The sequence below is a fragment of the Comamonas sp. UBA7528 genome, from assembly GCF_002479375.1.
Lineage (GTDB): Bacteria > Pseudomonadota > Gammaproteobacteria > Burkholderiales > Burkholderiaceae_C > Comamonas.
The window spans coordinates 159133-182692 of record NZ_DLMU01000002.1; the positions used below are offsets into that span (position 1 = coordinate 159133).

Annotated in this window: 16 protein-coding genes; 8 read left to right on the top strand and 8 right to left on the bottom strand. The window is 67.0% G+C overall.

Translation table 11 applies throughout. The annotated features are described in order from the left end of the window. The first annotated feature begins 208 nt into the window (after positions 1-208). Positions 209-1468, top strand: coding sequence for an NRAMP family divalent metal transporter (locus tag B3349_RS02610; protein ID WP_291586194.1), 1260 nt, complete (start codon positions 209-211; stop codon positions 1466-1468). Positions 1469-1510: 42 nt separating this feature from the next. On the opposite strand, the gene B3349_RS02615 is transcribed toward B3349_RS02610, so the two are convergent. The 4 genes from B3349_RS02615 to B3349_RS02630 are packed head-to-tail and all read right to left on the bottom strand — an operon-like array spanning position 1511 to position 10992. Further along, positions 1511-3037, bottom strand: a complete 1527-nt coding sequence (locus B3349_RS02615) for an efflux transporter outer membrane subunit (protein ID WP_291586196.1) — start codon at positions 3035-3037, stop codon at positions 1511-1513. Beyond that, positions 3034-6195 (bottom strand): multidrug efflux RND transporter permease subunit, encoded by a 3162-nt coding sequence (locus B3349_RS02620; RefSeq protein ID WP_291586198.1) that lies wholly within the window; start codon positions 6193-6195, stop codon positions 3034-3036. The genes B3349_RS02615 and B3349_RS02620 overlap by 4 nt, the downstream gene beginning before the upstream one ends. A gap of 60 nt (positions 6196-6255) precedes the next feature. After that, the gene (locus tag B3349_RS02625) at positions 6256-9450 is read right to left on the bottom strand and encodes a multidrug efflux RND transporter permease subunit (protein ID WP_291586200.1); all 3195 of its coding nucleotides are present in this window, start codon (positions 9448-9450) and stop codon (positions 6256-6258) included. 60 nt (positions 9451-9510) lie between these two features. Beyond that, complete coding sequence (locus tag B3349_RS02630) at positions 9511-10992, bottom strand: efflux RND transporter periplasmic adaptor subunit (protein ID WP_291586202.1); 1482 nt, start codon at positions 10990-10992, stop codon at positions 9511-9513. A gap of 591 nt (positions 10993-11583) precedes the next feature. Here B3349_RS02630 and B3349_RS02635 point away from each other — a divergent pair. After that, positions 11584-12606, top strand: coding sequence for a Bug family tripartite tricarboxylate transporter substrate binding protein (locus B3349_RS02635; protein ID WP_291586203.1), 1023 nt, complete (start codon positions 11584-11586; stop codon positions 12604-12606). 151 nt (positions 12607-12757) lie between these two features. On the opposite strand, the gene bfr is transcribed toward B3349_RS02635, so the two are convergent. From bfr to B3349_RS02650, 3 genes are all read right to left on the bottom strand, one after another. Next, entirely contained in the window at positions 12758-13234 is a 477-nt protein-coding gene (gene bfr / locus B3349_RS02640) for a bacterioferritin (protein WP_291586205.1), read from the bottom strand. Between the two features lie 161 nt (positions 13235-13395). Beyond that, positions 13396-14628 carry an MFS transporter gene (locus B3349_RS02645; RefSeq protein ID WP_291586206.1) on the bottom strand — a complete coding sequence of 411 codons (1233 nt, stop codon included), beginning with the start codon at positions 14626-14628 and terminating at the stop codon, positions 13396-13398. 103 nt (positions 14629-14731) lie between these two features. Beyond that, positions 14732-15763, bottom strand: coding sequence for a GlxA family transcriptional regulator (locus B3349_RS02650; RefSeq protein ID WP_291586207.1), 1032 nt, complete (start codon positions 15761-15763; stop codon positions 14732-14734). 155 nt (positions 15764-15918) lie between these two features. Between B3349_RS02650 and lgt the strand changes: the two genes are divergently transcribed. From lgt to B3349_RS02670, 4 genes are all read left to right on the top strand, one after another. Then, positions 15919-16752 carry a prolipoprotein diacylglyceryl transferase gene (gene lgt, locus B3349_RS02655; protein WP_291586208.1) on the top strand — a complete coding sequence of 278 codons (834 nt, stop codon included), beginning with the start codon at positions 15919-15921 and terminating at the stop codon, positions 16750-16752. Between the two features lie 221 nt (positions 16753-16973). Further along, positions 16974-18407, top strand: a complete 1434-nt coding sequence (locus tag B3349_RS02660; protein ID WP_291586209.1) for a malonyl-CoA decarboxylase — start codon at positions 16974-16976, stop codon at positions 18405-18407. Between the two features lie 15 nt (positions 18408-18422). Beyond that, positions 18423-19442 carry a Bug family tripartite tricarboxylate transporter substrate binding protein gene (locus B3349_RS02665; RefSeq protein WP_291586210.1) on the top strand — a complete coding sequence of 340 codons (1020 nt, stop codon included), beginning with the start codon at positions 18423-18425 and terminating at the stop codon, positions 19440-19442. A gap of 18 nt (positions 19443-19460) precedes the next feature. Beyond that, positions 19461-20240, top strand: a complete 780-nt coding sequence (locus tag B3349_RS02670; protein WP_291586211.1) for an enoyl-CoA hydratase/isomerase family protein — start codon at positions 19461-19463, stop codon at positions 20238-20240. Positions 20241-20416: 176 nt separating this feature from the next. Here the strand turns inward: B3349_RS02670 and B3349_RS02675 are convergent, their stop codons facing one another. Next, on the bottom strand, positions 20417-20860 hold the full coding sequence (locus B3349_RS02675) for a universal stress protein (RefSeq protein ID WP_066535476.1): 444 nt from the start codon (positions 20858-20860) through the stop codon (positions 20417-20419). A 108-nt stretch (positions 20861-20968) separates the two neighbouring features. Between B3349_RS02675 and B3349_RS02680 the strand changes: the two genes are divergently transcribed. Beyond that, the gene (locus B3349_RS02680; protein WP_414646841.1) at positions 20969-23413 is read left to right on the top strand and encodes a heavy metal translocating P-type ATPase; all 2445 of its coding nucleotides are present in this window, start codon (positions 20969-20971) and stop codon (positions 23411-23413) included. Continuing rightward, a complete protein-coding gene (gene ccoS, locus B3349_RS02685) occupies positions 23413-23550 on the top strand; it encodes a cbb3-type cytochrome oxidase assembly protein CcoS (protein ID WP_066535475.1) in 138 nt (45 codons plus the stop codon). Before B3349_RS02680 ends, ccoS begins: the two co-directional genes overlap by 1 nt. Positions 23551-23560: the final 10 nt, after the last annotated feature.

Here is a 23560-nt window from a genome sequence, read left to right on the forward strand (position 1 = left end):
CGTGTCCGCCATGCACCAACCGCCCCATCCGCAGGATGTGGGCGGTTTTTTCATGCGCAGCACATGGACGCTCGGCGGTCGGAACGGGGCGCGATACGGGGGGAGGGGGCTGCACAGGGAAGGAATAATGGCGGTTCCTGCCGCCTGATGCCGCATGCATGCCGGCGCCCGGGCGGTACAGAGCCATTTCCGTTCTTCAGGGGCCCCAATGAAACCCACCTGGTCACAGCGGCTGCGCAAGAGTTTCCAATCCCTGGGTCCCGGGCTGATCACCGGGGCTGCCGACGACGACCCCAGCGGTATCGCCACCTACTCCCAGGCCGGGGCGCAGTTCGGCTTCTCCATGCTCTGGAGCATGGTCTTCACCTTGCCGTTGATGGCGGCCATCCAGATCATCAGCGCGCGCATCGGCTATGTGACCCGCCGTGGGTTGGTGGCCAATATCGGACAGGCCTATCCGCGCTGGGTGCTGGTCTCCACGGTCACGTTGCTGGTCGGCGCCAACACCCTGAACATTGCCGCCGACCTGGCGGCCATGGCCGAGGCATTGCGGCTTCTGCTGGGTGGTTCGGCCCATATCTATGTCGTCAGCTTCGGGATGCTGTGCCTGCTGCTGCAGGTGTTCCTGCCGTACCGCGTGTATGTGCGCGGGCTGAAGTGGCTGACGCTGGCCTTGCTCGCCTATGCGGCGGTGGCGTTGACCATTCCGCTGAACTGGGGCGATGTGCTGCGCGCGGTGGTGTATCCGCGCCTGGCGCTCAGCAACGAGGTGCTTTTGATGGTGGTCGCGCTCTTTGGCACCACCATCAGCCCCTATCTGTTTTTCTGGCAGGCGGCGCAGGAAATGGAAGACCTGCGTGGCGGCCCGGTGCATTCGCTGCAGGAGGTCCGGCACCATCTGCGCCGGATCAAGTTCGACACCATCCTGGGGATGACGTTCTCCAACCTGATCGCTTTCTTTGTCATCCTGAGCACGGCTGCCACCTTGCATGCGGCAGGGCTCACCCACATCGAAACCTCTGCACAGGCCGCCGAAGCGTTGCGGCCGGTGGCCGGCGATCTCACATTTTTGCTGTTCAGCCTGGGCATCATCGGCACGGGCATGCTGGCGGTGCCGGTGCTGGCGGGATCTGCGGCGTATGCCGTTGCGGAAGCCTTCCGGTGGGAAGGCACCCTGAGCGCGCGGCTGGGGCAGGGCGAGGGCCGTGGCTTCTATGGGGTGATCGCATTCGCCACGTTCGGCGGTGTGGTGCTGTGTTTCACGCCCACAGACCCGGTGAAGGAGCTGTTCTGGGCGGCCGTGCTCAACGGGGTGATTGCGGTGCCCATCATGGTGGTGATGATGCTGCTGGCCACCCGGCGGGACACCATGGGGGCACACACCATAGGTCACCGCCTGCGTGCCCTGGGGTGGCTGGCCACCGCAGCCATGGCGGCCACGGTGGTGGCCATGCTGGTCACGCTGTGATGGAGCAGGGGCGGTGGCAGGACGGCCTGCCTCGCCCAGCGCTCAGGGTTCCCAGCGCCCGGCCACGTTCTTCAGCAGGGTGTTGGTGGCCGCCAGGCGCCGGTTCTGCACGCTGATCAGACTGTTCTGTGCGCTCAGCACCGTGGTCTGGGCCGACAGCACATTCAGGTAGGCCACGGTACCGGCCTTGTACTGGTTGTTGGCCACGTCCAGCGCCTTTTGGGCAGCGGCCACGGCCTCGGTCTGCACCTGCTGCTCCTGCGCCAGGTGGGTGGCGGCCACCAGGTTGTCCTCCACCTCCTGCAGTGCGGTCAGCACGGTTTGCTTGTAGGTCGCGCCTGCCAGGTCCAGCGCTGCGCGGGCCGACTCCACCGCGGCCGAGCGGGCACCGCCGTCGAACAGGCTCAGCGCCATCGCCGGCCCCAGCGACCAGAACAGATTGGGGGCACTCAGCAGCTGCGACAGTGTGCTGCTGCGATAGCCGCCTGCCGCCGACAGCGTGAGCGCCGGAAAGTAGGCGGAACGCGCCACGCCCACCTGGGCATTGGCTGCGGCCACACGGCGTTCCGCCGCCGCAATGTCGGGGCGCTGTTCCAGCAAGGTGGAGGCCAGCATGCCCGGCACCTGCGGCGGAGCCGGCAGCTGCCCGGTGACGGGCAGGCTGAACTGGGCGGGGGCCAGGCCCAGCAGCGCAGCCAGGGCATGTTCGTACTGGGCGCGTGTGGTCCGGGATTCCAGCAACTGGGCCTGGGTGCTCTTGTACTGTGATTCGGCCTGGGCCACATCGGCCGACGAGGCCACACCGGCGCGGTAGCGGTTCTGTGTCAGCTGCCAGCTTTGCAGGTACGCCTGCAGGCTGTCCTGCAGCAGCTGCATCTGCGCTTCGGCCGCACGCAGCGCGAAATACGTCTGCGCCACCGTCGCCTGGCTGGACAGGCGTGCCGCGGACAGATCGTCCCGGCTGGCCTGGGCGCTCAGCTGGTCGGCCGCCACCTGCCCGGACAGCCGCCCCCACAGGTCCAGCTCCCAGCTGGCAGTCAGGCCCAGCGAGTAGCTGTTGTTGATGCCGGCACTGCCGCCGGTGCTGCTGCCCGTGCTTCCGCCTGCGCGGGCCCGGCTGGCGCTGCCCGATGCTCCCAGCGTCGGAAACAGGCCGGCCCGGCTGCTGGCCACCGCGGCCTGTGCGGCACGCAGCCGGGCCACCGCCTGTTCCACGCTGGGGCTGCCGGCCTCAGCCTGGTCCTGCAGCCGGTTCAGCGTGGCATCGCCATACAGCGACCACCAGGATGCGGGCACGGCAGCCGCTGTATCGCCTTGCGTGGCGCCATGGCGGGAAGGCTGCCACACTCCCCACTCGGTCGCAGAGGGTGTGGCTTCCTTGAAGGTGGCGGGCACATCCAGCGCCGGGCGCTGGTAGGTGGGGGCCATGGAACAGCCGGTCAGTCCCAGGGCCAAGGCCAGGAGCAGGCTGGTCACGGGCCAGGGCGACTTCAGATCAGCGAACGGATTCAGCGCGTGCCATCGGACAGGCAGGCCTTTTTCATGCATAGCGTGGGTCCAGTCAATCATGCGGGTGCTCCGGGTGTGGCCGCCACGTTGCCCCGGCGCCGCCAGCTGCGTTGCCAGCGGGTGCGCAGGCGGTCCAGCAGCACGTAGACCACGGGCGTGGTGTAGAGCGTGAGCAACTGGCTGACCAGCAGGCCGCCCACAATGGCAATGCCCAGCGGCTGGCGCAGCTCGGCGCCGTCACCCCGGCCCAGTGCCAGCGGCAGCGCACCGAAGATGGCGGCCATGGTGGTCATCAGAATGGGGCGCAGCCGCAGGTTGCAGGCGCGGTAGATGGCCTGCGCGGCGGTGGCGTGACCGCCTTTCTCGCGCTCCAGTGCGAAGTCGATCATCATGATGGCGTTCTTCTTGACCAGGCCGATCAGCAGGATCACGCCGATGAAGGCGATCAGGGAGAACTCGGTCTTGCACAGCATCAGCGCCAGCAGCGCGCCCACGCCGGCCGATGGCAGGGTGGAGAGGATGGTCAGCGGGTGGACCAGGTTCTCATAGAGGATGCCCAGCACCAGGTAGATGGTGAGGATGGCCGCCAGAATCAGCAGCGGCTGCCCGGCCAGCGCCTGCTGGAAAGCGCCCGCGGTGCCGCTGAAGCTGCCGCGCATGGACACCGGCATGCCCAGATCGGCCATGGCCTGGCGGATGGCGTCATTGGCCTGCGACAGCGAGACCCCGGGTGGCAGGCTGTAGCTGATGGTGCTGGCCGGTGTGCCGCCTTCGTGGCTGACCGTCAGCGGGGTGTTGGTGGTGGTGATGCGGGCAAACGCCGTCAGCGGCACCTGCTCGCCACTGCTGTTGACGAAGAAGAAGCCGCGCAGCGTCTCCGGGCTCTGCAGGAACTGGGGGGCGGCTTCCATCACCACGCGGTACTGATTGAGCGGGTTGTAGATCACTCCTACCTGGCGCTGGCCGAAGGCGTCGTTCAGGGTGTTGTCGATCTGCGCCACCGTCAGTCCCAGGCGTGCGGCCTGGTCGCGGTCGATCACCAACGAGGTCTGCAGGCCATAGTCCTGCACGTCGCTGTTCACATCGGTGAGCTCCGGCAGGGTGGACAGTACCTGGCGGATGCGCGGCTCCCAGGTGCGCAGCTCGGCGTTGTCGTCGGCCTGCAGCGTGAAATCGTAGGAGGCCATGCTCTGGCGGCCGCCGATGCGGACATCCTGCTGCGCCACCATGAACAGGCGTGCACCGGGTTCGTTCTTGAGCTTGTCGCGCAGGCGGTTGATGACCTCGTCACTGGACACCTTGCGCTCGGACAGGGGCTTGAGCGACATGAAGATATTGGCGGCATTGCGCTGGCCGCCGCCGGTGACACCGGTCACGTATTCCACCGCCGGATCCTGCTGCACGATGGCCAGAAAGCGCTGGATGCGCCGCTCCATGGCCTGGAAGGAGGTGGACTGGTCGGCGCGGATGAAGCCCATCACCCGCCCCGTGTCCTGCTGGGGCATGAAGCCCTTGTCGATGGCCACATACAGGTAGACGTTCAGCCCGATGACCGCCAGCAGCACCAGCAGCACCAGGGGCTGGCGGCGCAGGCTCCAGGCCAGGGTGCGGCGATAACCGGCGGTGAGCGCGGTTTCGCCCCGGCCGATGGCGGCCGAGATGCGCTGCCAGAAGCCTTGCCAGCGTTGCCGCCAGGCACTGCGCTGGCCCTTGCGCGCCTGCATGCGGGCCTGCTGTGCCGGTGTGCGCAGCAATGCCGCGCACATCATGGGCGTGGTGGTCAGCGACACCACCATGGACACCAGGATCGCAGCGGACATGACCACCGCGAACTCCCGGAAGAAGCGCCCCACGATGCCGCCCATGAACAGAATGGGCACGAACACCGCAATCAGCGACAGGCTCATGGAGACCACGGTGAAACCGATTTCCCGTGCACCCTGCAGCGCCGCCTGCAAGGGCGACTTGCCCCGTTCCATATGGCGCATCACGTTCTCCAGCACCACGATGGCATCGTCCACCACAAAGCCCGTGGCCACCGTCAGGGCCATCAGCGACAGATTGTCCAGCGTGTAGCCGCACAGGTACATGATGCCGAACGTGCCCATCAGCGAGGCCGGCACGGCCACGGCGGGGATCAGCGTGGCCCGCCCATTGCGCAGGAACAGGAACACCACCAGGATCACCAGGGCCACCGAGATCACCAGCGCGCGCTCCACCTCCACCACGGAGGCCCGCAGCGTGGGGGTGCGGTCGGAGACGATGGTCATGTCGATGGCCGCCGGAATGGATGCCTGCAGCTGCGGCAGCAGGGCACGCACCCGGTCCACGGCTTCCAGGATGTTGGCGTCCGGCTGCTTGAAGATCTGCAGCAGGATGGCGGGCTTGCCGTTGGCCACGCCGAAGTTGCGCACGTCCTGCACCGAGTCGCTGACCTCGGCCACATCCTGCAGCCGCACGGCATAGCCGTTGTTCCAGCTGAGCACCAGCGGGGCGTAGTCGGCCGCCTTGGACGCCTGGTCGTTGGTGCCTACCTGCCAGTAACGGTCCTCGCGCTCCACCGCCCCCAGGGGGCGGTTGGCATTGGTGCTGGTGATGGCGCTGCGCACCTGCTCCAGCGAAATGCCGTTGGCCGCCAGGCGCACCGGGTCCAGTTCCACCCGCACGGCGGGCAGGGCTCCGCCGCTGATGCTGGCCTGGCCCACGCCTTCGACCTGGGAGAGCTTCTGCGCCAGCACGGTGGAGGCGGCGTCATACATCTGCCCACGGGTGAGGCTGGAAGATGTCAGTGCCAGGATCAGGATGGGCGCATCGGCCGGGTTGACCTTGCGGTAGGTCGGGTTGCTGGGCATGCCCGAAGGCAGCAGGGTGCGCGCCGCGTTGATGGCAGCCTGCACATCGCGCGCGGCGCTGTCCACGGTGCGCGACAGATCGAACTGCAGGGTGATGCGGGTGCTGCCCAGGCTGGAGCTGGACGTCATTTCATTGACGCCGGCAATCGATCCCAGCGCCCGCTCCAGCGGCGTCGCCACGGTGGCCGCCATGGTGTCCGGCGCGGCCCCGGGCAGGCTGGCCGTGACCGAGATGGTGGGGTAGTCCACCTGCGGCAGCGGCGCCACCGGCAGCAGGAAATAGGCTACGCCACCCACCAGGGCCATGCCGATGGTCAGCAGCATGGTGGCGATCGGGCGGAAGATGAAGGGGGTGGACAGGCTCATGTCCCCTCCCGGGCGCACACCTGGCAGGGCCGACACGGCGTAAACGGCGGGCGGCGAGGATCAGGCATGGCCGTCCTCCTGCACATCGGCTTCGCTGCGCGGCAGTTGCTGGACCGCCGGCAGGCCATGGCGCACGCGCCAGCGCTCGGCCCAGCCCTCGAACGTCAGGTAGATCACCGGCGTGGTGAACAGCGTCAGCAGCTGGCTGAGCAGCAGCCCGCCCACCAGCGTGACCCCCAGGGGGTGGCGCAGTTCGCTGCCCACTCCGGTGCCGATCATCAGTGGCAGTGCGCCCAGCAGGGCCGCCAGGGTGGTCATCAGAATCGGCCGGAAGCGCAGCAGACAGGCCTGGTGGATGGCGGCCCGCGCGCCCATGCCGCCCTCGCGCTGGGCCTCCAGCGCGAAGTCGATCATCATGATGGCGTTCTTCTTGACGATGCCGATCAGCAGCACGATGCCAATGATGGCGATGATGTCCAGGTCCAGCCCGGCCAGCAGCAGGGCCAGCAGTGCCCCCACCCCCGCCGACGGCAAGGTGGACAGGATGGTGATGGGGTGGATGGTGCTCTCATACAGCACGCCCAGCACGATGTACATGGTCACCACGGCCGCCAGCACCAGCAGCAGCGTATTGGACAGCGAGGCCTGGAAGGCCAGGGCCGCCCCCTGGAATTGCGCGTCCACCGACAGCGGCAGCTGGCCGCGGTCGCGCAGGGACTGGATTTCCTGCTGCGCAGCCTCCACCGCATGGCCCAGCGACACGCCGGGCGCGGTATTGAAGGAAATGGTGGCCGCCGGCAACTGGCCGACGTGGTTGACGGCCAGGGCCATGGGCCGCTCGCGCACCGTGGTCACCGAAGTCAGCGGCACCGGCTTGCCGGCACTGGAGGCCACATGGATGGACTGCAGCGCCTCCGGGCCCAGCTTGAACTGGGGCGCCACTTCCAGCACCACCCGGTACTGGTTGGACTGGGTGAAGATGGTGGAGATCAGCCGCTGGCCGAAGGCGTTGTAGAGCGCCGTGTCCACGGCTGCAACGGTCACCCCCAGCCGGCTGGCCTGGGCGCGGTCGATTTCCACGTAGGCCTGGCGCCCCTGGTTTTGCAGGTCGCTGCCCACATCCAGCAGCTGCGGCAACTGGCGCAGCCGCTCCACCAGGGCCTGGGTGCTGGTTTCCAACTGCGGCATATCCGGCGAGGACAGCAGAAGCTGGTACTGGGTGCGTGCCTGCCGGTCTTCGATCGTCAGGTCCTGCACCGGCTGGGCGTACAGGCGGATGCCGGGCACCTGGGCAGCCGCATCGCTGAGGCGCCGCAGCACAGTGGCCATGGTGTCGCGCTGGCCATGGGCCACCAGGTCGATCTGGATGCGCCCGGTATTGAGCGTGGTGTTGCTGCCATCCACGCCGATGAAGGAGGACACGCTTTGCACGGCGGGATCTTTCAGCAGCTGTGCGGCCAGGGCCTGCTGGCGCTCGGCCATGGCTGCAAACGAGATGGACTGGTCGGCTTCGGTGGTGGCCGCAATGGTGCCGGTGTCCTGGTCGGGAAAGAAGCCCTTGGGCACGGCAAAGTACAGTAACACTGTGATCGCCAGCGTGGCCAGAAAGACCAGCCATGTCAGGGCACGGTGGTCCAGCACCCAGTCCAGCCAGCGCCCGTAGCCGACGATGACGCCATCGAACCACCGGGCCACGGCGTCTGCCGTGCGGCCCCAGGCAGTGCGCGCAGGGAGGGGCGCATTGTCGGCTTCGGCCTGCGGCTGGTGGCGCAGCAGCCGTGCGCACAGCATGGGCGTCAGCGTGAGCGAGACCACTGCCGAGATCAGGATGGCCACCGCCATGGTGATGGCGAACTCATGGAACAGACGGCCGACCACGTCGCCCATGAACAGCAGCGGAATCAGCACCGCGATCAGCGAGATCGTCAGCGAGATGATGGTGAAACCGATTTGCTTGGCCCCCTTGAGCGCGGCCTGCATCGGTGGCTCGCCCTTTTCCACAAAACGGGCGATGTTCTCGATCATCACGATGGCATCGTCCACCACAAAGCCGGTGGAGATGGTCAGGGCCATCAGCGTGAGGTTGTTGATGGAAAAGCCCGCCAGGTACATCACGCCGAAGGTGCCGATCAGCGACAGCGGTACCGCCACACTGGGGATGAGCGTGGCCGAGGCGCTGCGCAGGAACAGAAAGATCACCATCACCACCAGGGAGATGGACAGCGCCAGTTCCCACTGCATGTCCTCCACCGAGGCCCGGATGGTGACCGTGCGGTCCGTGAGGATGTGCACATCCAGCGAGGCCGGCAGCGTTTCCTGCAGCTGGGGCAGCAAGGCCTTGATGGCGTCCACCGTGTCGATCACGTTCGCCCCCGGCTGGCGGCGGATGTTGAGGATCACCGCCGCGCTGGCACCCTGTGCCGGCGTGCCGGCCCAGGCGGCCAGGCGCGTGTTCTCTGCGTCGTCCACCGTCTGCGCCACATCGGCCAGGCGGATGGGGTTGCCGTTCTTGAAGGCGATCAGCAGATTGCGGTACTCGGAGGCGGACTGCAGCTGGTCGTTGGCGTCGATGGTGGAGGCGCGGTAGGGACCATCGAATCCGCCCTTGGCGGCCTTGACGTTGGCCGCTGCGATGGCGGTGCGCACATCGTCCAGCGTCATGCCATAGCTGGCCAGGGCCGTCGGGTTGGCCTGGATGCGCACGGCCGGCCGGCGCCCGCCGGCGATGGCTACCAGGCCCACACCCTTGACCTGGGACAGCTTGGGCGCCAGACGGTTTTCCACCAGGTCGTTGACACGGATCACCGGCAGCGAAGGCGAGGTGATGGCCAGCGTCAGCACCGGCGCATCGGCCGGGTTGACCTTGCTGTAGAGCGGGGGCATGGGCAGATCGCTGGGCAGCAGATTGGCCCCGGCATTGATGGCGGCCTGCACCTGTTGCTCGGCCACGTCCATGGACATGTCCAGCGAGAAGCGCAGATTGATGACGGATGCGCCCCCGGAGCTGGTGGACGACATCTGGTCCAGCCCCGGCATCTGACCGAACTGGCGCTCCAGCGGCGCTGTGACGTTGGACGTCATTACGTCCGGGCTTGCGCCGGGGTAGAGGGTGGTGACCTGGATGGTGGGGTAATCCACCTCCGGCAGGGCCGAGATGGGCAGCAGCCGGTAGGCCAGGATGCCGGAGATCAGCACCGCCACCATCAGGAGCGAGGTGGCAATGGGCCGCAGAATGAAGAGGCGGGAGAGATTCATGGTGACCGAAGACGCTGGTGGCGTGTGTGTCTGGTACGGGTCCGTTCACATACGACCGTGTCAACGGCCACCGCTGGCGCCGGCCGCCGCGTTGCCCGCGCCCGTGCCGGACGGTCCCGATGGCGCGGCGGCGCCGGGCTGCCCGGCGGGCGCCGATCCTGCGGCACCGGCACTGCCATTTGCAGCGTTGCCCGCCCGCTCGGCCCGCAGCTTCTGGAAGAAGGCCTTGCGCTCGTCGGGGCTCATCTTGGCAACCTGTTCGCGCTGTGCGGGCGTCAGATTGCGCATGCTGCGCGGCTGGCTGGCGGCGTCCTGCACGGCCTGGTCGACCTGCTGCACCTTGCCCGCGGCAATCACCGTGACCGGTGCGCCCTCGCGCAGGCGGTCGATGCCATCGGTGACCACCTGGTCGCCCGGCTGCAACTCTCCTTGCACACTGACGCGATCGCCATCGGTCACGCCGACCTTGATCTTGCGCTGTGTGACCGTGTGGTCGGCCTGCACCAGATACACATAGTTGTTCTGCACGGCCGTGGCAGGCACGGTCAGCACCTGTTCCAGTCGATTGACCTGCAGCCGGACATTGACGAACTGGTTGGCAAACAGGCTGCCTGCAGCATTGGCGAACGCTGCCTTGGCCTTGACGGTGCCAGTGGTGGTGTCGATGGCGTTGTCCAGCGCATTCAGGCGGCCTTTGCCCAGCAGCTGCTTTTGCTCTCGATCCCACAGCTCGACTGGCAGTTCGGCGCCTTGGGCCAGTTGCGGTGCCAGGGTGTTGACATGGGCCTCGGGGATGGCAAACACGGCGTCAATCGGCCGCACCTGGGTGATGGTGACCAACCCATTGGCGTCCGACGGGTTCACCACATTGCCCAGGTCCGCCTGGCGCAGACCCAGCCGGCCCGCAATGGGGGCTGTCACCTTGGTGTAGCTGAGCTGCAGTCTGGCGGCGTCCACCTGCCCCTGGTCTGCCGCCACCGTGCCTTGCAGCTGGCGTACCAGTGCGGCCTGGGTATCGACCTGCTGGCTGGCAATCGAATCCTGGGCGAGCAGTGCCTGGTAGCGCTGCAGATCCAGCTGGGCATTCTTGAGCTGTGCCTGGTCGCGCTGCAATGCCCCCTGGACCTGGCCCAGGGCTGCCTGGAAGCTGCGCGGATCGATATCGGCCAGCAACTGGCCCGCCTTGACTTCGTCGCCTTCCTTGAAGTGCAGCTTTTGCAGTTCGCCCGAGACCTTGGCACGCACCACGGCGGTGGCCCGGGCATTCAAGGTGCCAATGGCGCTGATGAGGACGCGCACATCGCGTCGGTCCACCTCGCCAACGGACACGGGCTGGGCGGTGGCTCCCCCACCGTTTCGGTTCGCACTGCCTCGGGCGCCGCTGCGGCCAGGGTCTGCCGGTGCGGAAGCTCCCGTGCCGCCAGAACCGGTCTGGCGGTGCCCCTGCCACCACCATGCTGCAGCGACCGCCAGCAGGATGGCCGCAGCAAGCGCGAGCCAGGGCACCAACCGCCGCGACCGTACGCCAGGGGGGAAACGCATAATTCACTCCAGATGACAAGTGCCGCCATGCTAGCGCTGCTGCGGCGCCTTTTTGCAGGCTTTACGCCAGTTGAAGCGCCCGTCAGTATCTGGCAAGCATGTCGCCTTGCGGCCCTGGATGGAGTGCAGCCGTATCGCGCAGCAGGGCGGGCGCGGTTTTCTTGGCATCGGGTGGGGCCGGTTGACCGCCGGCTGCCGGTCCGCACCGGCGGGCACATCGGCGTGGCCGCCGGTGTGCCCGCCGTCCACTCCGGCTGACCTGCCTGCTTTCCGGTATCCGGAAGGTGCGGCAACTGCGGCCCGGTTTTTCCGTACCGCAAGTCCAGGCATCCATGGGTTTCTGTGCGTACCGCCGGCCGGCTGTGTGTGGCCAGGGACTCCTGGGTGGTCTGCGCAACGGTTCCACCACGGTGCTGCGCCGCCGATCGCGTGGCCCCAAGGGTCGGGGTGTGTGGAAGGCAGGTGAGCCGGATCCGGAACAGGGCCCATGGCTTTCCATGGGCGGCAGTCTGGGTATGGGCTGCCATGGAAATATGTCACCAGCGGGACATCGATAATGGACTGCGCGCAGCGTTGCGCCAAGGAGTTGTGGTGAGCAGTGGGTGGAGCAGAAACAGACGCCAGGCCGTGGTGGCCGGGGTGTTGGGCATGGTGGGGTGTGCGGTGCCGGGCGGGGCTTTTGCACAGACGGCTGCGCAGCCGGCCTATCCGCAGCGGCCGGTCAAGCTGGTGGTCCCGTTTGCTCCGGGCGGCTCGACCGACATCGTGGCCCGCCTGGTGGCCGAGGCCATGCATGTGCCGCTGGGGCAGAGCGTGGTGGTGGAAAACAAGGCCGGTGCGGGTGGCATGGTGGGGGCCGAGGCCGTGGCCCGTGCGGCACCAGACGGTTATACCGTGGGCCTGGGCTCCATCAGTACCCTGGCGGTGAACCCGGTGGTGCTGCCGCAAGTGCGGGTCGATCCGCTGAAGGACCTGGCGCCGGTGCTGCCGCTGGCATCGATTGCGTCGGTGTTCTCGGTCCGGCCCGAGCTGGGGGTCAGGGACTTCAGCAGCTTTGTGCGCGCGGCCAAGGCCCAGGGCGACCGCTGGGCGGTGGGCTCATCGGGCGTGGGTTCCGTGGGACATCTGATTCTGGCGGCCTTCAACCGCGACCTGGGCCTGCAGCTGCGCCACATTCCCTACAAAGGCATGGGGCCGGTGGTGCAAAGCGTTCTGAGCGGGGAAACGCAAATGCTGAGCGATCAGTACCCGTCGTCGGCCCCCCATCTCCAGAACGGCTTGCTGCAGCCATTTGCGGTGGCCGCCGAGGCGCGCGTGCCTGCACTGCCGCAGGTGCCGACCCTGGCCGAACTGGGCTATCCTGAACTCAACAGCCTGGCCATCACCTGGTTTGGCCTGGTGGTGCCGGCCGGCACGCCGCAGCCGGTGGTAGCCCGCCTGAATGCCGCGGCCAATGCGGCGCTGCAGCAACCCACCTTGCGCGCCCGGCTGGCCCAGCTGGGTGTGCATCCTCTGGGGGGAACACCTGCCCAGCTGCAGCAGATGGTGGTGCAGACCACTGCCGTGGTGCGCAAGCTGGTGCAGCAGGAGCGGGTGATGGACGCCGCCCAGTAAGCGGTGTTCCGTGGTACCGCGCCATCTGCGGGTGCTGCAGCGGCCGCGCCATCCAGAGCGGCTTGAACCGGATCTGCAGCGATAAAAAAAGCTCCCGATCCGGGAGCTTTTTGCAGGCGTGCCATCGGGTGGAGCCCGCGGTGTCCTGGCGTCAGGCCACTTCGCCCATCTGGCTTTGCAGGTAGTTGGGCAGTCCGACACGTTCGATCAGACCCAGCTGCTTTTCCAGCCAGTAAGCATGGTCCTCTTCCGTGTCCTTCAGCTGGGCCAGCAGCAGGTCGCGGGTCTGGTAGTCGGCGTGGCGTTCGCACAGGGCCATGGCGGCACGCAGGTTGTTGCGCACCTGGTACTCGACGGCCAGGTCCTTGCGCAGCATGGCTTCCACGGTGTCGCCCGCCTCGAAAGCGTGGGGGCGCATGTCGGGCTTGCCACCCAGGAACAGGATGCGGCGCAGGATGGCGTCGGCATGCATGGTCTCTTCTTCCATCTCGTGGCCGATGCGGGCAAACAGGCGCTGGAAGCCCTGGTCTTCGTATTGGCGGGAGTGGATGAAGTACTGGTCGCGTGCTGCCAGCTCGCCGCGCAGCAGTTCTTTCAGGCAGTCAATGACTTCGGGATGGCCTTGCATATTGTTCTTCTGTGAGAGTGGTAATGGACCAAGTATCCGGCGTCTGCAAGGCTTTCCCAAATCGGTGCAGGAGAATTCCCGCGCAAATCCGTTCTGTATGCGGGCGCTAAGCACTCGCATTCGCATTGGGGATGGGCTGTGGGCTTGTACTGGCGTGGAGATCACGGGGTGCGCATGGCCGCCATCGGCAGTGCCCCAGGGCGCAGCCACCAGGCCATGGCGCACAGCACTGGCAGCATGGCCCAGTTGACCGCCTGCCAGCCCAGGGTCTGCACCAGCACGCCCGATGCCAGCGACATGCTCGCCGCCACGGCGCTGTTGGTCCATTCCATCATCGGCTGGGCCACGCTGCGTTCCTCGGGCCGGTAAGCCTGGGTCAGCAAGGTGGTGCCGGCCAGCAGCAGCAGGTTCCAGCCTGCACCCAGCAACAAGGAGCTGGCCAGGTACTGCGGCTGCGATTCGCCGGTCAGCGCACAGAGGGCGCTGGCTGCGAGCAGTGCCACGCCCAGGCCTGCCACGCGGCGGGCTCCCCAGCGGTCCAGCGCCGCGCCGGCCCACAGCGATGGCACGAACATGCCCAGTACATGCCACTGGATGACGTGGGCCGAAGCCTCCAGCCCATGGCCGTGGCCATGCATGGCCAGCGGCGTGGCATTCATCACCAGAATCATCAGCCCGTGGGCACACGCCGTCAGCAGCAGGGCCTGGCGGATGGCGGGGCGTTGCCACAGTGTGCGGCGGGTGGCGATGGCTGCATGTTCCATGGACGTGGCCGCAGTCTGCGTTGCCGCCGCAGCCGCCGGTGCAGCAGATGGGGGTGGTGTGCGGGAGACGGGAACGCACTGCAGCACTGCCCAGGCTGTGGCGGCCAGCAAGGCCAGCACCAGGTAGGCGCCTGCCAGCGGCGTGGCCAGCAGGTGGCGGCTGTGCAAGGCCAGCGTTGGGGCCAGCAGGGCTGCTGCAATGCCGCCGGCCACCACCCATGCGGCTGCACGCCCTTTGTGGGCCGGGTCTACCCCTTCCAATGCCGCAAAACGGTAGTAGCCGGCCGATGCCTGGTAGGCGCCCACCAGCAGCACGCCCAGGTTGAGCAGCACAAAGCTGTGCAAGTGGATGCTGGCGGTGCAGACCAGGCCGCCCGCCACCCCCAGCAGCGCACCGCGCTGCAGACCCTGGCGCGGGCCATGCCGGGCCATCCAGCGGGCCATCGGCCCCACCGTCAACAGGCTGCCGGTCACCAGCAGGGCCAGGGGCAAGGTGGCCAGCAGCGGCCAGGGGGCCAACTGCTGGCCCACCAGACCGGTCAGGGTGATACCGATGATGGAGCAGCTCCAGTACAAGGCCTGGGCGGTGCTCAGCACGGCCAGACTGGGATAGCGGTAGGGCAGCAACATGGAACAGTCTCCAGAAACAGGGAAAAGCAGGGATGCAGCAGCCCGGCAGTCCGGGGACTGCCGCCATCGCACAGGAGGAAAGGGCTGTGGAGCGAAAGGGTGCTCAGCCCGCGCCAAAGCGTTCGGCAAACGCCTGCGGGCTGATGGCCAGGTGGCGCTGAAAGCTGCGACGCAGCGTCTCCGGGTGGCCAAATCCGCACAGCCGTGCCACGGTGGCCACAGAGGCCTGGCGCTGGCTGAGCAGGGCCGTGGCGGCTTCCAGCCGCACGCGTTCCACATAGCGGGCGGGGGTGGTGCCCAGCTCGCGCTGGAACACACGTGCCAGCGTGCGCGGTGGCAGGCAGGCCTGGGCGGCCAGCTGTTCCACTGTCAGGTCCTGGGCGATCTGGCTGGGAATCCATTCCAGCAGCTGGGTCAGTCGGGGGGCGTGCTGCGTCTCGGGGGTCAACAGGGGGCTGAACTGGGCCTGTCCGCCAGGGCGGCGCATGAACATCACCAGGTGGCGTGCCACGGCCAGCGCCAGAGGGCGGCCCAGATCGGCCTCCACCAGGGCCAGCGCCAGGTCGATGCCGGCGGTGACGCCGGCCGAGGTGAAGCGCCGCGACTGGACCGGGTGTGCCGGGTGGTAGGTGTGCAGGCAGTCGCTGTCGATCTGGCTGGCCGGGCTGCACTGGCGCAACTGGGCCATGCGCAGCCAGTGTGTGGTGGCGTGCACGCCGTCCAGCAGGCCGGCATGGGCCAGGACCAGCGCTCCGGAGCAGACCGAGCCCAGGCGCTGCACCTGCGTGGCGGCATGGCGCAGCCAGTCGCGCAGCGCACGGTCGGCGGCGGCCGCGTCGGCCCCGTCCCCGCCCGGGACCAGCACGGTGGTGGCAGGGTGCAGCGGCACATCGCGCCAGCCGCAGTCGGCATTCAGCCGCAGCCCGGACGAGGTGGCCACCGGGCCCGCAGCCTGGGCCGCAAACACCAGCCGGTAGTGGGGCGGCAGGCCGTGGCGGGCGCGTTCGTCATTGGCCGTGGCAAACACCTGCATGGGGCCGGTCACATCCAGGCTCATCACGCCCGGGTAGAGCAGGCACAGCACCTGGTGGCTGTCGGTAGCGGGCAGGACCGGGGCGTTGGTGTGGGCAGGCATGGCGGCAGTGTGCGGTGCCTGGCCGGTGGCCGCAAGGACATGCTTCCCACCTTTTCTGCCAATCTGTGCCCATCGCTGCCATTTTTTTCCATCGAGCCGTTGCCGCCTGCGGGCAGTGCGGGGTGTGGCCCGTGGGGTTACAGCGCTGCGGCACAATGGCCGCCATGCTGATGTATCCCCAGATCAATCCCGTGGCCCTGCAACTGGGGCCGCTGGCCATCCACTGGTATGGCCTGACCTACCTGGCTGCCTTCGGGCTGTTTTTGTGGCTGGGCACGCGCCGCCTGCGCCACCCGCCCTTCAACCGCATGCAGGGCGAGACCGCCTGGTCGCGCAAGGATGTGGAAGACATCCTGTTCCTGGGCGTTCTGGGGGTGATCGTGGGCGGGCGTCTGGGCTACTGCCTGTTCTACAAGCCCGGCTTTTACCTGGCCAACCCGCTGCAGGTTTTTGCGGTGTGGGAAGGTGGGATGAGCTTCCACGGCGGTCTGCTGGGGGTGGTGGGGGCCATGCTGTGGTTTGCCCATTCGCGCAAGCGCCACTGGCTGCAGGTGGCCGATTTTGTGGCGCCCTGCGTGCCCACAGGGCTGGCGGCCGGGCGCCTGGGTAATTTCATCAATGGCGAGCTGTGGGGCCGCTTTGCCAGCCCGGAGCTGGCCTGGGCCATGGTGTTCCCGCAAAGCGGCTCCATGCAGCCGCGCCACCCTTCGCAGATCTACCAGTTCCTGCTGGAGGGCCTGCTGCTGTTTGTGCTGCTGTGGCTGTATGCACGCAAGGAACGACGCCAGGGGCAGGTGGCCGCGGTGTTCCTGCTGGGCTATGGTGCTTTCCGCTTCATTGCCGAGTACTTCCGCGAGCCCGATGACTACCTGGGTCTGCTGTCGCTGGGCATGAGCATGGGCCAATGGCTGTGCGTGCCGATGATCGTGGCTGGCGTGGCGCTGTGGCTCTGGTCGGAGCGCACCCAGCCGCTGCCGCAGAAGCTGTGACCGCTTGGCGACAATTTGTTGCCTAATTTGTTTCTGAGGCGCTCTGTTCCTGCGTAAGATGCTATGGTTGTGGTAGTGATGACGGCGTAGGTAGTGTTGCGGACTTGCCTCCGAAGTGACCGCTACGCTGCCGATCTGCCACCCATAATGGATACGTGCATTGCCCCGCATGCAAAAGCGGTGGTGGTGCGCTACAGCCAATGCCTCGCAGGATCGCCTCCATGAACGTTGCTTCCGAATGGTTCTCGCGCAGCATGTCCTTGCTGCGCAAATCGCCCCCGGCTACCGAAGCAGGTGCCGACACCGTCCGTCCGCTGGCGCAGCGCCTTAAAGCCACGCTGCGCCGTGGTGCCGAAGCCAATCCTCCCCATGTGCTGCGCAAATTGCTGGAAGACCTGCGTGCTGCGGCCGACGAGCAGGTCAGCGAGGTGGAAGGTGCACGCCATGCCAAAGAAGTGATGGCCTGGTACGCACAGGTCACCCCTGCGCAGCGCCAGGACCTGTGGCTGCTGCTGTGTGAACTGTTTGGCCCGGATGCCCAGCGCATCGAAGCGGCCCGCGCACAATACGAAAAAGCCAAGACCCCCACCGAGCAAGGCCAGGCCGAGATTGCCTTGCGCAAGGCGCTGGTGTCGGCGCGCACGCGGGTGCTGCAGCGTTTTTCTGTGCCCGAAGGCGGCATGCGCTTTCTGGTGGACCTGCGTGCCGAGCTGCTGGCCTTGCCCAAGAGTGACAAGCGCTTTGCCGCCCTGGACGCCGAGCTGGAATACCTGTTTTCCACCTGGTTCGATGTGGCGTTTCTGGAGCTGCGCCGCCTGAGCTGGGATTCGCCCGCTTCGCTGCTGGAAAAGCTGATCCAGTACGAGGCCGTGCACGACATCCGCAGCTGGGCCGACCTGAAGAACCGCCTGGACAGCGATCGCCGCTGCTACGGTTTCTTCCATCCGCGGATGCCCAACGAGCCGCTGATCTTTGTGGAAGTGGCGCTGCTGGACCACATGGCCGCCAGCATCACGCCATTGCTGGACGAGCATGCCGCACCGGTGGATCTGGCCAAGGCCACCACGGCCATCTTTTATTCCATCAGCAACACCCAGACCGGTCTGCGCGGCGTGAGCTTTGGCAATTCGCTGATCAAGCATGTGGTCGAGACCTTGCTGGCGGAGTTCCCCAAGCTGAAGCATTTCGCCACGCTCTCGCCTATTCCCGGCCTGCGTGGCTGGTTGTCCAAGCAGGGCGATGCGCTGCTGGCGCAGTGGGACGACAAGCGCCACCAGGAAGTGGCCAAGGCGCTCAAGACGCAGGCCCCTGTCAAGGTGGCCGATCTGATCGCCGCAGCCGACGGTGCGCTGGAGTGGAAGGAAGACACCGTGCTGCGCAAGGCGCTGGCCTGGTGTGCGGCGCAGTACCTGGCCAAGGAGGTCAAGGACAGCCGTCCGCTGGACCCGGTGGCACGCTTTCACCTGGGCAACGGCGCCCGGGTGGAGCGCTTGAACTGGGGCGGCGATCCATCGACCAAGGGCATGAAGCAGGCGTTCGGCTTGATGGTCAACTACCTGTACGACCTCAAGCGCCTGGACAAGCACCGCGCCCTGCTGGCCCAGGGCAAGCTGCCGGTGTCGGCCGAGATGGAATCTCTGTGCAAGGGTAAATGACGATGGGGTGGATGCATGCCTGAGCTAGATCGCCTGCGTCGACAGCTGCTGGGAGCACTGGGCGCCGCAGGCATCGGTACCGTCGCCCCGGCGTGGGCGCAAAAAACCGCGCCGCTGCCGCCTGCTGTGGGCCGCTGGCCGCAGCAGGAGGTGGAGCTGACCGTGCCATTTCCGGCCGGCGGCAATTCTTCTCTGCTGGGCAAGACCATGGCGCGCCAGTTTGCCCGGGAGACGGGCCAGCCCATGCGCCTGGAATACCGTGGCGGCGGCGGCGGCACGGCCGGCGCCACCTACGTGGCCAAAGCCCCGGCCGATGGTTCGCACCTGCTGATGGGCGGCGTCAGCATGCTGGCCTCCCGCGCCGTGCAGTTGCAGCTGGACGTGGATCTGTACGAGGATTTCGCGCCGCTGGCGCTGGTGGCCCAGATGCCGCTGGTGCTGCTGGTCAGTCCGCGCCGGCTCAATGTGCGCACCTGGCCCGAGCTGCTGGCCGAGCTGCGGCGCAAGCCCCAGCGCTATCGCTATGCGTCGGCCGGCATTGGTACCTCCAACCATGTGGCCGGTGAATGGTTCAAGCTCGAGACCGGTGCCTTGCTCGAGCATGTGCCCTACAAGGGCTCGGGGCCTGCCATGCTGGATGTGGCGCAAGGCAATGTGGAGCTGATGCTGGACGGCCTGGCGTCGGCTCTGCCGCACCTGCAGGCGGACCGGCTGCGGGCGGTGTTTGTCACCGGCCCGCAGCGTTCGCCGCTGCTGCCCGATGTGCCCACGGCCCACGAACTGGGCCTGGACGATTTCCAGTCCATGCCCTGGTACGGCATTTTTGCCCCCAGGGCCACTCCGGCATCCGTGCAGGCGCGGGCTATCGAGGTGTTCCGCAGCATGGCGGTGGCGCCCGCGGTGCAGAAGGAGTGGCGGGCCATGGGGGCCACCTGGCCGGGGCTGTACGGCCCGGAGTTCAAACAGTTTCTCCAGGATGAGATGAAGCATTGGGCGCGCATTGTGCGCGAGACTGGCGCTGCGGCGCGGCCCTGAGATACCGAAAGTACCACCATGACAGGACAGATCACGCTGCGCCCCTGGAGCGCGCAGCCGCAGCATGCCGGCATCTGGCGTGTGGGCATCGACCACCCGGGCAAGCTCAATGCCATGTCGCGCGCCATGTGGGTGGCACTGCGCGAGACCCTGCAGGCCGTGAATGCCCGCAGCGATGTGCGCTGCCTGGTGGTGCAAGGGGAGGGCGCGGCTTTTTGCGCCGGCGGCGATATCGCCGAGTACCCGGGCTTTCGCTTTGACGAGGCGCAGCTGACGCATTTCCACGAAGGCGAAGTCTGGGGTGGGCTGCAGGCCTTGCTGGACTGCCCGGTGCCGGTGGTGGCCGCGATCCGCGGCGCCTGCATGGGCGCTGGGGTGGAAATCTCCAGCTGCTGCGATCTGCGCGTGGCGACCGAGGACGCCAAATTCGGCGCACCGATTGCCAGGCTGGGCTTTCCAATGGCGCCCCGCGAACTGGAGCTGGTGGGGCGGGAAGTGGGCAGCATGGTGGCGCGCCGCATGCTGCTGGAAGCGGCCGTGTTTTCTGCCGCCGAGATGGCGCAGCACGGTTTTCTGGGGCCGGTGGTGGCTGCGGAGCAGCTGGACGCCGTGGTGCAGGCAACGGCCGAGAAGGTGGCGGCCTTGTCGCCACTGGCGGCGCGCCTGAACAAGCAGGCGATGCGCAGCCTTGCCCAGGGCGGGGTACCGGCGGTGGTGCAGCCCTATGCCTATGCCGATGATGCGGAACACCGCGAAGGTATTCACGCCTTTCTGGAAAAGCGCAAACCGCAGTTCTGACCGGGTGTGGTGCACGTTGTGCAGAGGATGTGGTGGCATCGCTGCGGCCTGCCGCTGCCGCAAAGCAAGCACCGAACAACCAGCACGAAGCAGGCAATAAACAAGCACCAAAGGGGCCGCATGCGGCCCCTTTGTCACATTAAGACCGCATTAGCGACCCAGCAGGGGTCTGCGCCTTAGCGCAGCACCAGCACGGGGATCTGCGAGTGCGTGAGAACATGCTGCGTTTCGCTGCCCAGCAGCAGGCGCTTGAGGCCCTTGCGGCCGTGCGAGGCCATCACGATCAGGTCGGCTTTTTGCTTGGTGGCTGCCGACATGATGGCTTCGGCCACGAGGTCGGACTTGGCAATGCTGGTCTTGACCGTCACGCCCACGGCTTTGCCTTCGGCCTTGACCTTGTCCAGCATGGCCTGCGCCTGCTCGGCCCACTGCGCCTCGATGCGCTTGATTTCGGCGTTGTCCACGGTGACACCGCCTTCCAGATAGCTGCGCGGATAGCGGGGAACCACTTTCAAGGCCACCAGCGAGGCACCGCAGAGCTTGGCCAGCGACAGGGCGTTGGCGACAGCTTTGTCGGAAAGGGGGGAGCCGTCGGTGGCCACCAAAATGCGTTCGTACATGAGTTATCTCCTTAATGGCAAGTGGACAGGTCAAAGCTTAGAGCGATCGCCAAGGGTGGTCTTGATGCACATCAATACGCTTATCATCGCGCCCATTACGCTTGAACCATGTCCCACGAAACCCTGAATCCATCGCAGGCAATGGAGCGGACCGTGCTTGATTCAGGCCGCCTGGAGGTCCCCGGCAACATCGCCCTGCTCGATGATCCGCTGGAGTGGGGCTCGTTCGGGCGCCCTGCAGGTGCGCCCGCTGCGCAGGCCGACGTTGCCGATCCGCTGCAGGTTCCCCTCTGGGAATCGAACGTGGTGCTGGGCGGCATGCACTGCGCCACCTGCGCGCTGACCATCGAGGAAGCCTTGCGCACCGTGCCTGGCGTGCAACGGGCCGATGTCAGCGGCTCCACCCACCGCGCGAAGGTGCAGTGGAACCCCTCTCTGGTACGCCCTTCGCAATGGATGGCCGCCATCCAGAAAGCGGGCTATGGGGTGTTGCCTGCGCGCGACGCCCATGCGCGCGAGCTGCGCCAGGCCGAAAACCGCCGTGCGCTGTGGCGCTGGCTGGTGGCCGGCTTTTGCATGATGCAGGTGATGATGTACGCATGGCCGGCCTATGACGCCAAGCCGGGCGATCTGACCTTGGAGATGGAAACCCTGCTGCGCTGGGCTTCGTGGGTGATCTCGATTCCCGTGGTGCTGTTTGCCTGCGGACCTTTCTTTCGCAGTGCGTGGCGCGATCTGCGCACGCGCAGCATCAGCATGGACCTGCCGGTGGCGCTGGGCATGTTGATCACCTTTGTCGTCAGCTCCATGGGCACGTTCGATCCGGCGGGGCCGTTCGGCAAAGAGGTCTATTACGACTCGCTGACCATGTTCGTGTTCTTCCTGCTGTCCGGCCGCTGGCTGGAGCTGCGCCTGCGCGACAAGACGGCCGGTGCGCTGGAAGCGGTGATGAACCGCCTGCCCGACAGCGTGGAGCGCCGTCTGCCCGATGGCGGCTGGGAGCGCGTGACGGTGCGCCGACTGAAGGCCGGCGATGTGGTGCGGGTGCTGGCTGGCGAGGCTTTCCCCGCCGACGGGCAGCTGGTGCAAGGCCAGACCCATGCGGATGAAGCACTGCTGACCGGGGAGTCCACGGCCGTGCGCAAGGTGGTGGGCGATACGGTGACGGCCGGCAGTTTCAACCTGGGTGGCCCGGTCGAAGTGGCGGTTGACATGGTGGGTGCGCAGACCCGCTTTGCCCAGATCGTGGAGCTGATGGAAAGCGCGGCCTCGCAGAAGCCGCGCCTGGCACAGCTTGCGGACCGTGTGGCCAAGCCGTTCCTGGTGGTAGTGATGCTGGCGGCACTGGCCGCCGGCGTGTACTGGTGGCCCAGCGATCCGGGCCACGCCATGATGGTGGCGGTGGCCATTCTGATCGTGACCTGTCCCTGCGCACTGTCCCTGGCGACGCCGGTGGCCATGCTGTCGGCAGCGGGCAGCCTGGCGCGCCACGGGGTGCTGGTGCGCAATCTGCAGGCCCTGGAAACCCTGGCCGAGGCCGATACACTGGTCTTTGACAAGACCGGCACCTTGACGCAGGACGGCATGCACGTGCTGCAGGTCCAACCCGCTGCCGGGCAGGCATCTGCACCTGTGCTGGCGCTGGCCGCCCTGGTGGGCGCGCAGTCGGTGCACCCGGTGTCGCGGGCCGTGGTGCAGGCGGCGCGCGAACAGGCGGCGGATGCGCCGGGCTGGACCTTGCTGGAGGCGCAGGAAGTGGCCGGCGCAGGCATGCGTGCGCGGTTGCAGAACCCGCAGGGCGTGGTGCATACGCTGCGCCTGGGGTCCTGGGCGTTTGCAGGCCAGGGCCAGCCCCAGGATGGCCGCCAGTGCGTGTATCTGGCCGCAGAGCAGGGGGACGCTGCCCTGCAGCCCTGGGGTTTTGTGGAGTTGAGCGAAGGTCTGCGCCCTGAAGCGCAGGCCACTGTGACCGCGCTGGCGCAGGCTGGCATGGAGATCCACCTGCTTTCCGGCGACCGCGATGCGGCCGTGCAGCAGATGGCACGCGCCGCCGGCATTGCCCATGTGCAAGGAGAGTGCTCGCCGGAAGACAAGCTGGATGCCCTGCGGGCGTTGCAGGCCCAGGGCCGGCATGTGGCCATGGTGGGGGACGGCCTGAACGATGGCCCGGTGCTGGCAGGTGCCCATGTGTCCTTTGCCTTTGGCCGCTCCGTGCCGCTGGCGCAGTCCCGCTCGGATTTTGTGGTGCTGGGCGATGACCTGGGCCTGATTGCCCAGACCACGCTGCTGGCGCGCAAGACGCTGCGCATCGTGCGCCAGAACCTGTTGTGGGCCGCCGGCTACAACGCGCTGAGCATTCCCCTGGCGGTGATGGGCTGGATGCCGGCCTGGCTGGCTGGGCTGGGCATGGCGCTGAGCTCGCTGCTGGTGGTGCTCAATGCGGCGCGCCTGACCCGGCAATTACCTGTTTTGCATACCTCGGATGCAGTGGCTGAAAGTGCACAGCGTGCTGTGGCTGCGCCGGCTGCGCCCCCGCTTCTTGGAGTCCGTTGATGGACATTCTGTATTTACTCATTCCTCTCTCGGTGGCACTGGTGCTGGCGATTCTGGCGGCCCTGTGGTGGGCGGTGTACCGCGGTCAGTTTGAGAGCGTGGAGCAAGAAGGGGAGCGCATTCTTCGTGACGATTGATGATCGTCAA

Excerpts from the sequence above, each read along its gene's own strand:
- B3349_RS02610 (WP_291586194.1), top strand. The coding sequence starts at position 209 with ATGAAACCCACCTGGTCACAGCGGCTGCGCAAGAGTTTCCAATCCCTG.
- B3349_RS02615 (WP_291586196.1), bottom strand. The coding sequence starts at position 3,037 with ATGATTGACTGGACCCACGCTATGCATGAAAAAGGCCTGCCTGTCCGA.
- B3349_RS02620 (WP_291586198.1), bottom strand. The coding sequence starts at position 6,195 with ATGAGCCTGTCCACCCCCTTCATCTTCCGCCCGATCGCCACCATGCTG.
- B3349_RS02625 (WP_291586200.1), bottom strand. The coding sequence starts at position 9,450 with ATGAATCTCTCCCGCCTCTTCATTCTGCGGCCCATTGCCACCTCGCTC.
- B3349_RS02630 (WP_291586202.1), bottom strand. The coding sequence starts at position 10,992 with ATGCGTTTCCCCCCTGGCGTACGGTCGCGGCGGTTGGTGCCCTGGCTC.
- bfr (WP_291586205.1), bottom strand. The coding sequence starts at position 13,234 with ATGCAAGGCCATCCCGAAGTCATTGACTGCCTGAAAGAACTGCTGCGC.
- B3349_RS02645 (WP_291586206.1), bottom strand. The coding sequence starts at position 14,628 with ATGTTGCTGCCCTACCGCTATCCCAGTCTGGCCGTGCTGAGCACCGCC.
- B3349_RS02650 (WP_291586207.1), bottom strand. The coding sequence starts at position 15,763 with ATGCCTGCCCACACCAACGCCCCGGTCCTGCCCGCTACCGACAGCCAC.
- lgt (WP_291586208.1), top strand. The coding sequence starts at position 15,919 with ATGGCCGCCATGCTGATGTATCCCCAGATCAATCCCGTGGCCCTGCAA.
- B3349_RS02660 (WP_291586209.1), top strand. The coding sequence starts at position 16,974 with ATGAACGTTGCTTCCGAATGGTTCTCGCGCAGCATGTCCTTGCTGCGC.
- B3349_RS02665 (WP_291586210.1), top strand. The coding sequence starts at position 18,423 with ATGCCTGAGCTAGATCGCCTGCGTCGACAGCTGCTGGGAGCACTGGGC.
- B3349_RS02670 (WP_291586211.1), top strand. The coding sequence starts at position 19,461 with ATGACAGGACAGATCACGCTGCGCCCCTGGAGCGCGCAGCCGCAGCAT.
- B3349_RS02675 (WP_066535476.1), bottom strand. The coding sequence starts at position 20,860 with ATGTACGAACGCATTTTGGTGGCCACCGACGGCTCCCCCCTTTCCGAC.
- B3349_RS02680 (WP_414646841.1), top strand. The coding sequence starts at position 20,969 with ATGTCCCACGAAACCCTGAATCCATCGCAGGCAATGGAGCGGACCGTG.
- ccoS (WP_066535475.1), top strand. The coding sequence starts at position 23,413 with ATGGACATTCTGTATTTACTCATTCCTCTCTCGGTGGCACTGGTGCTG.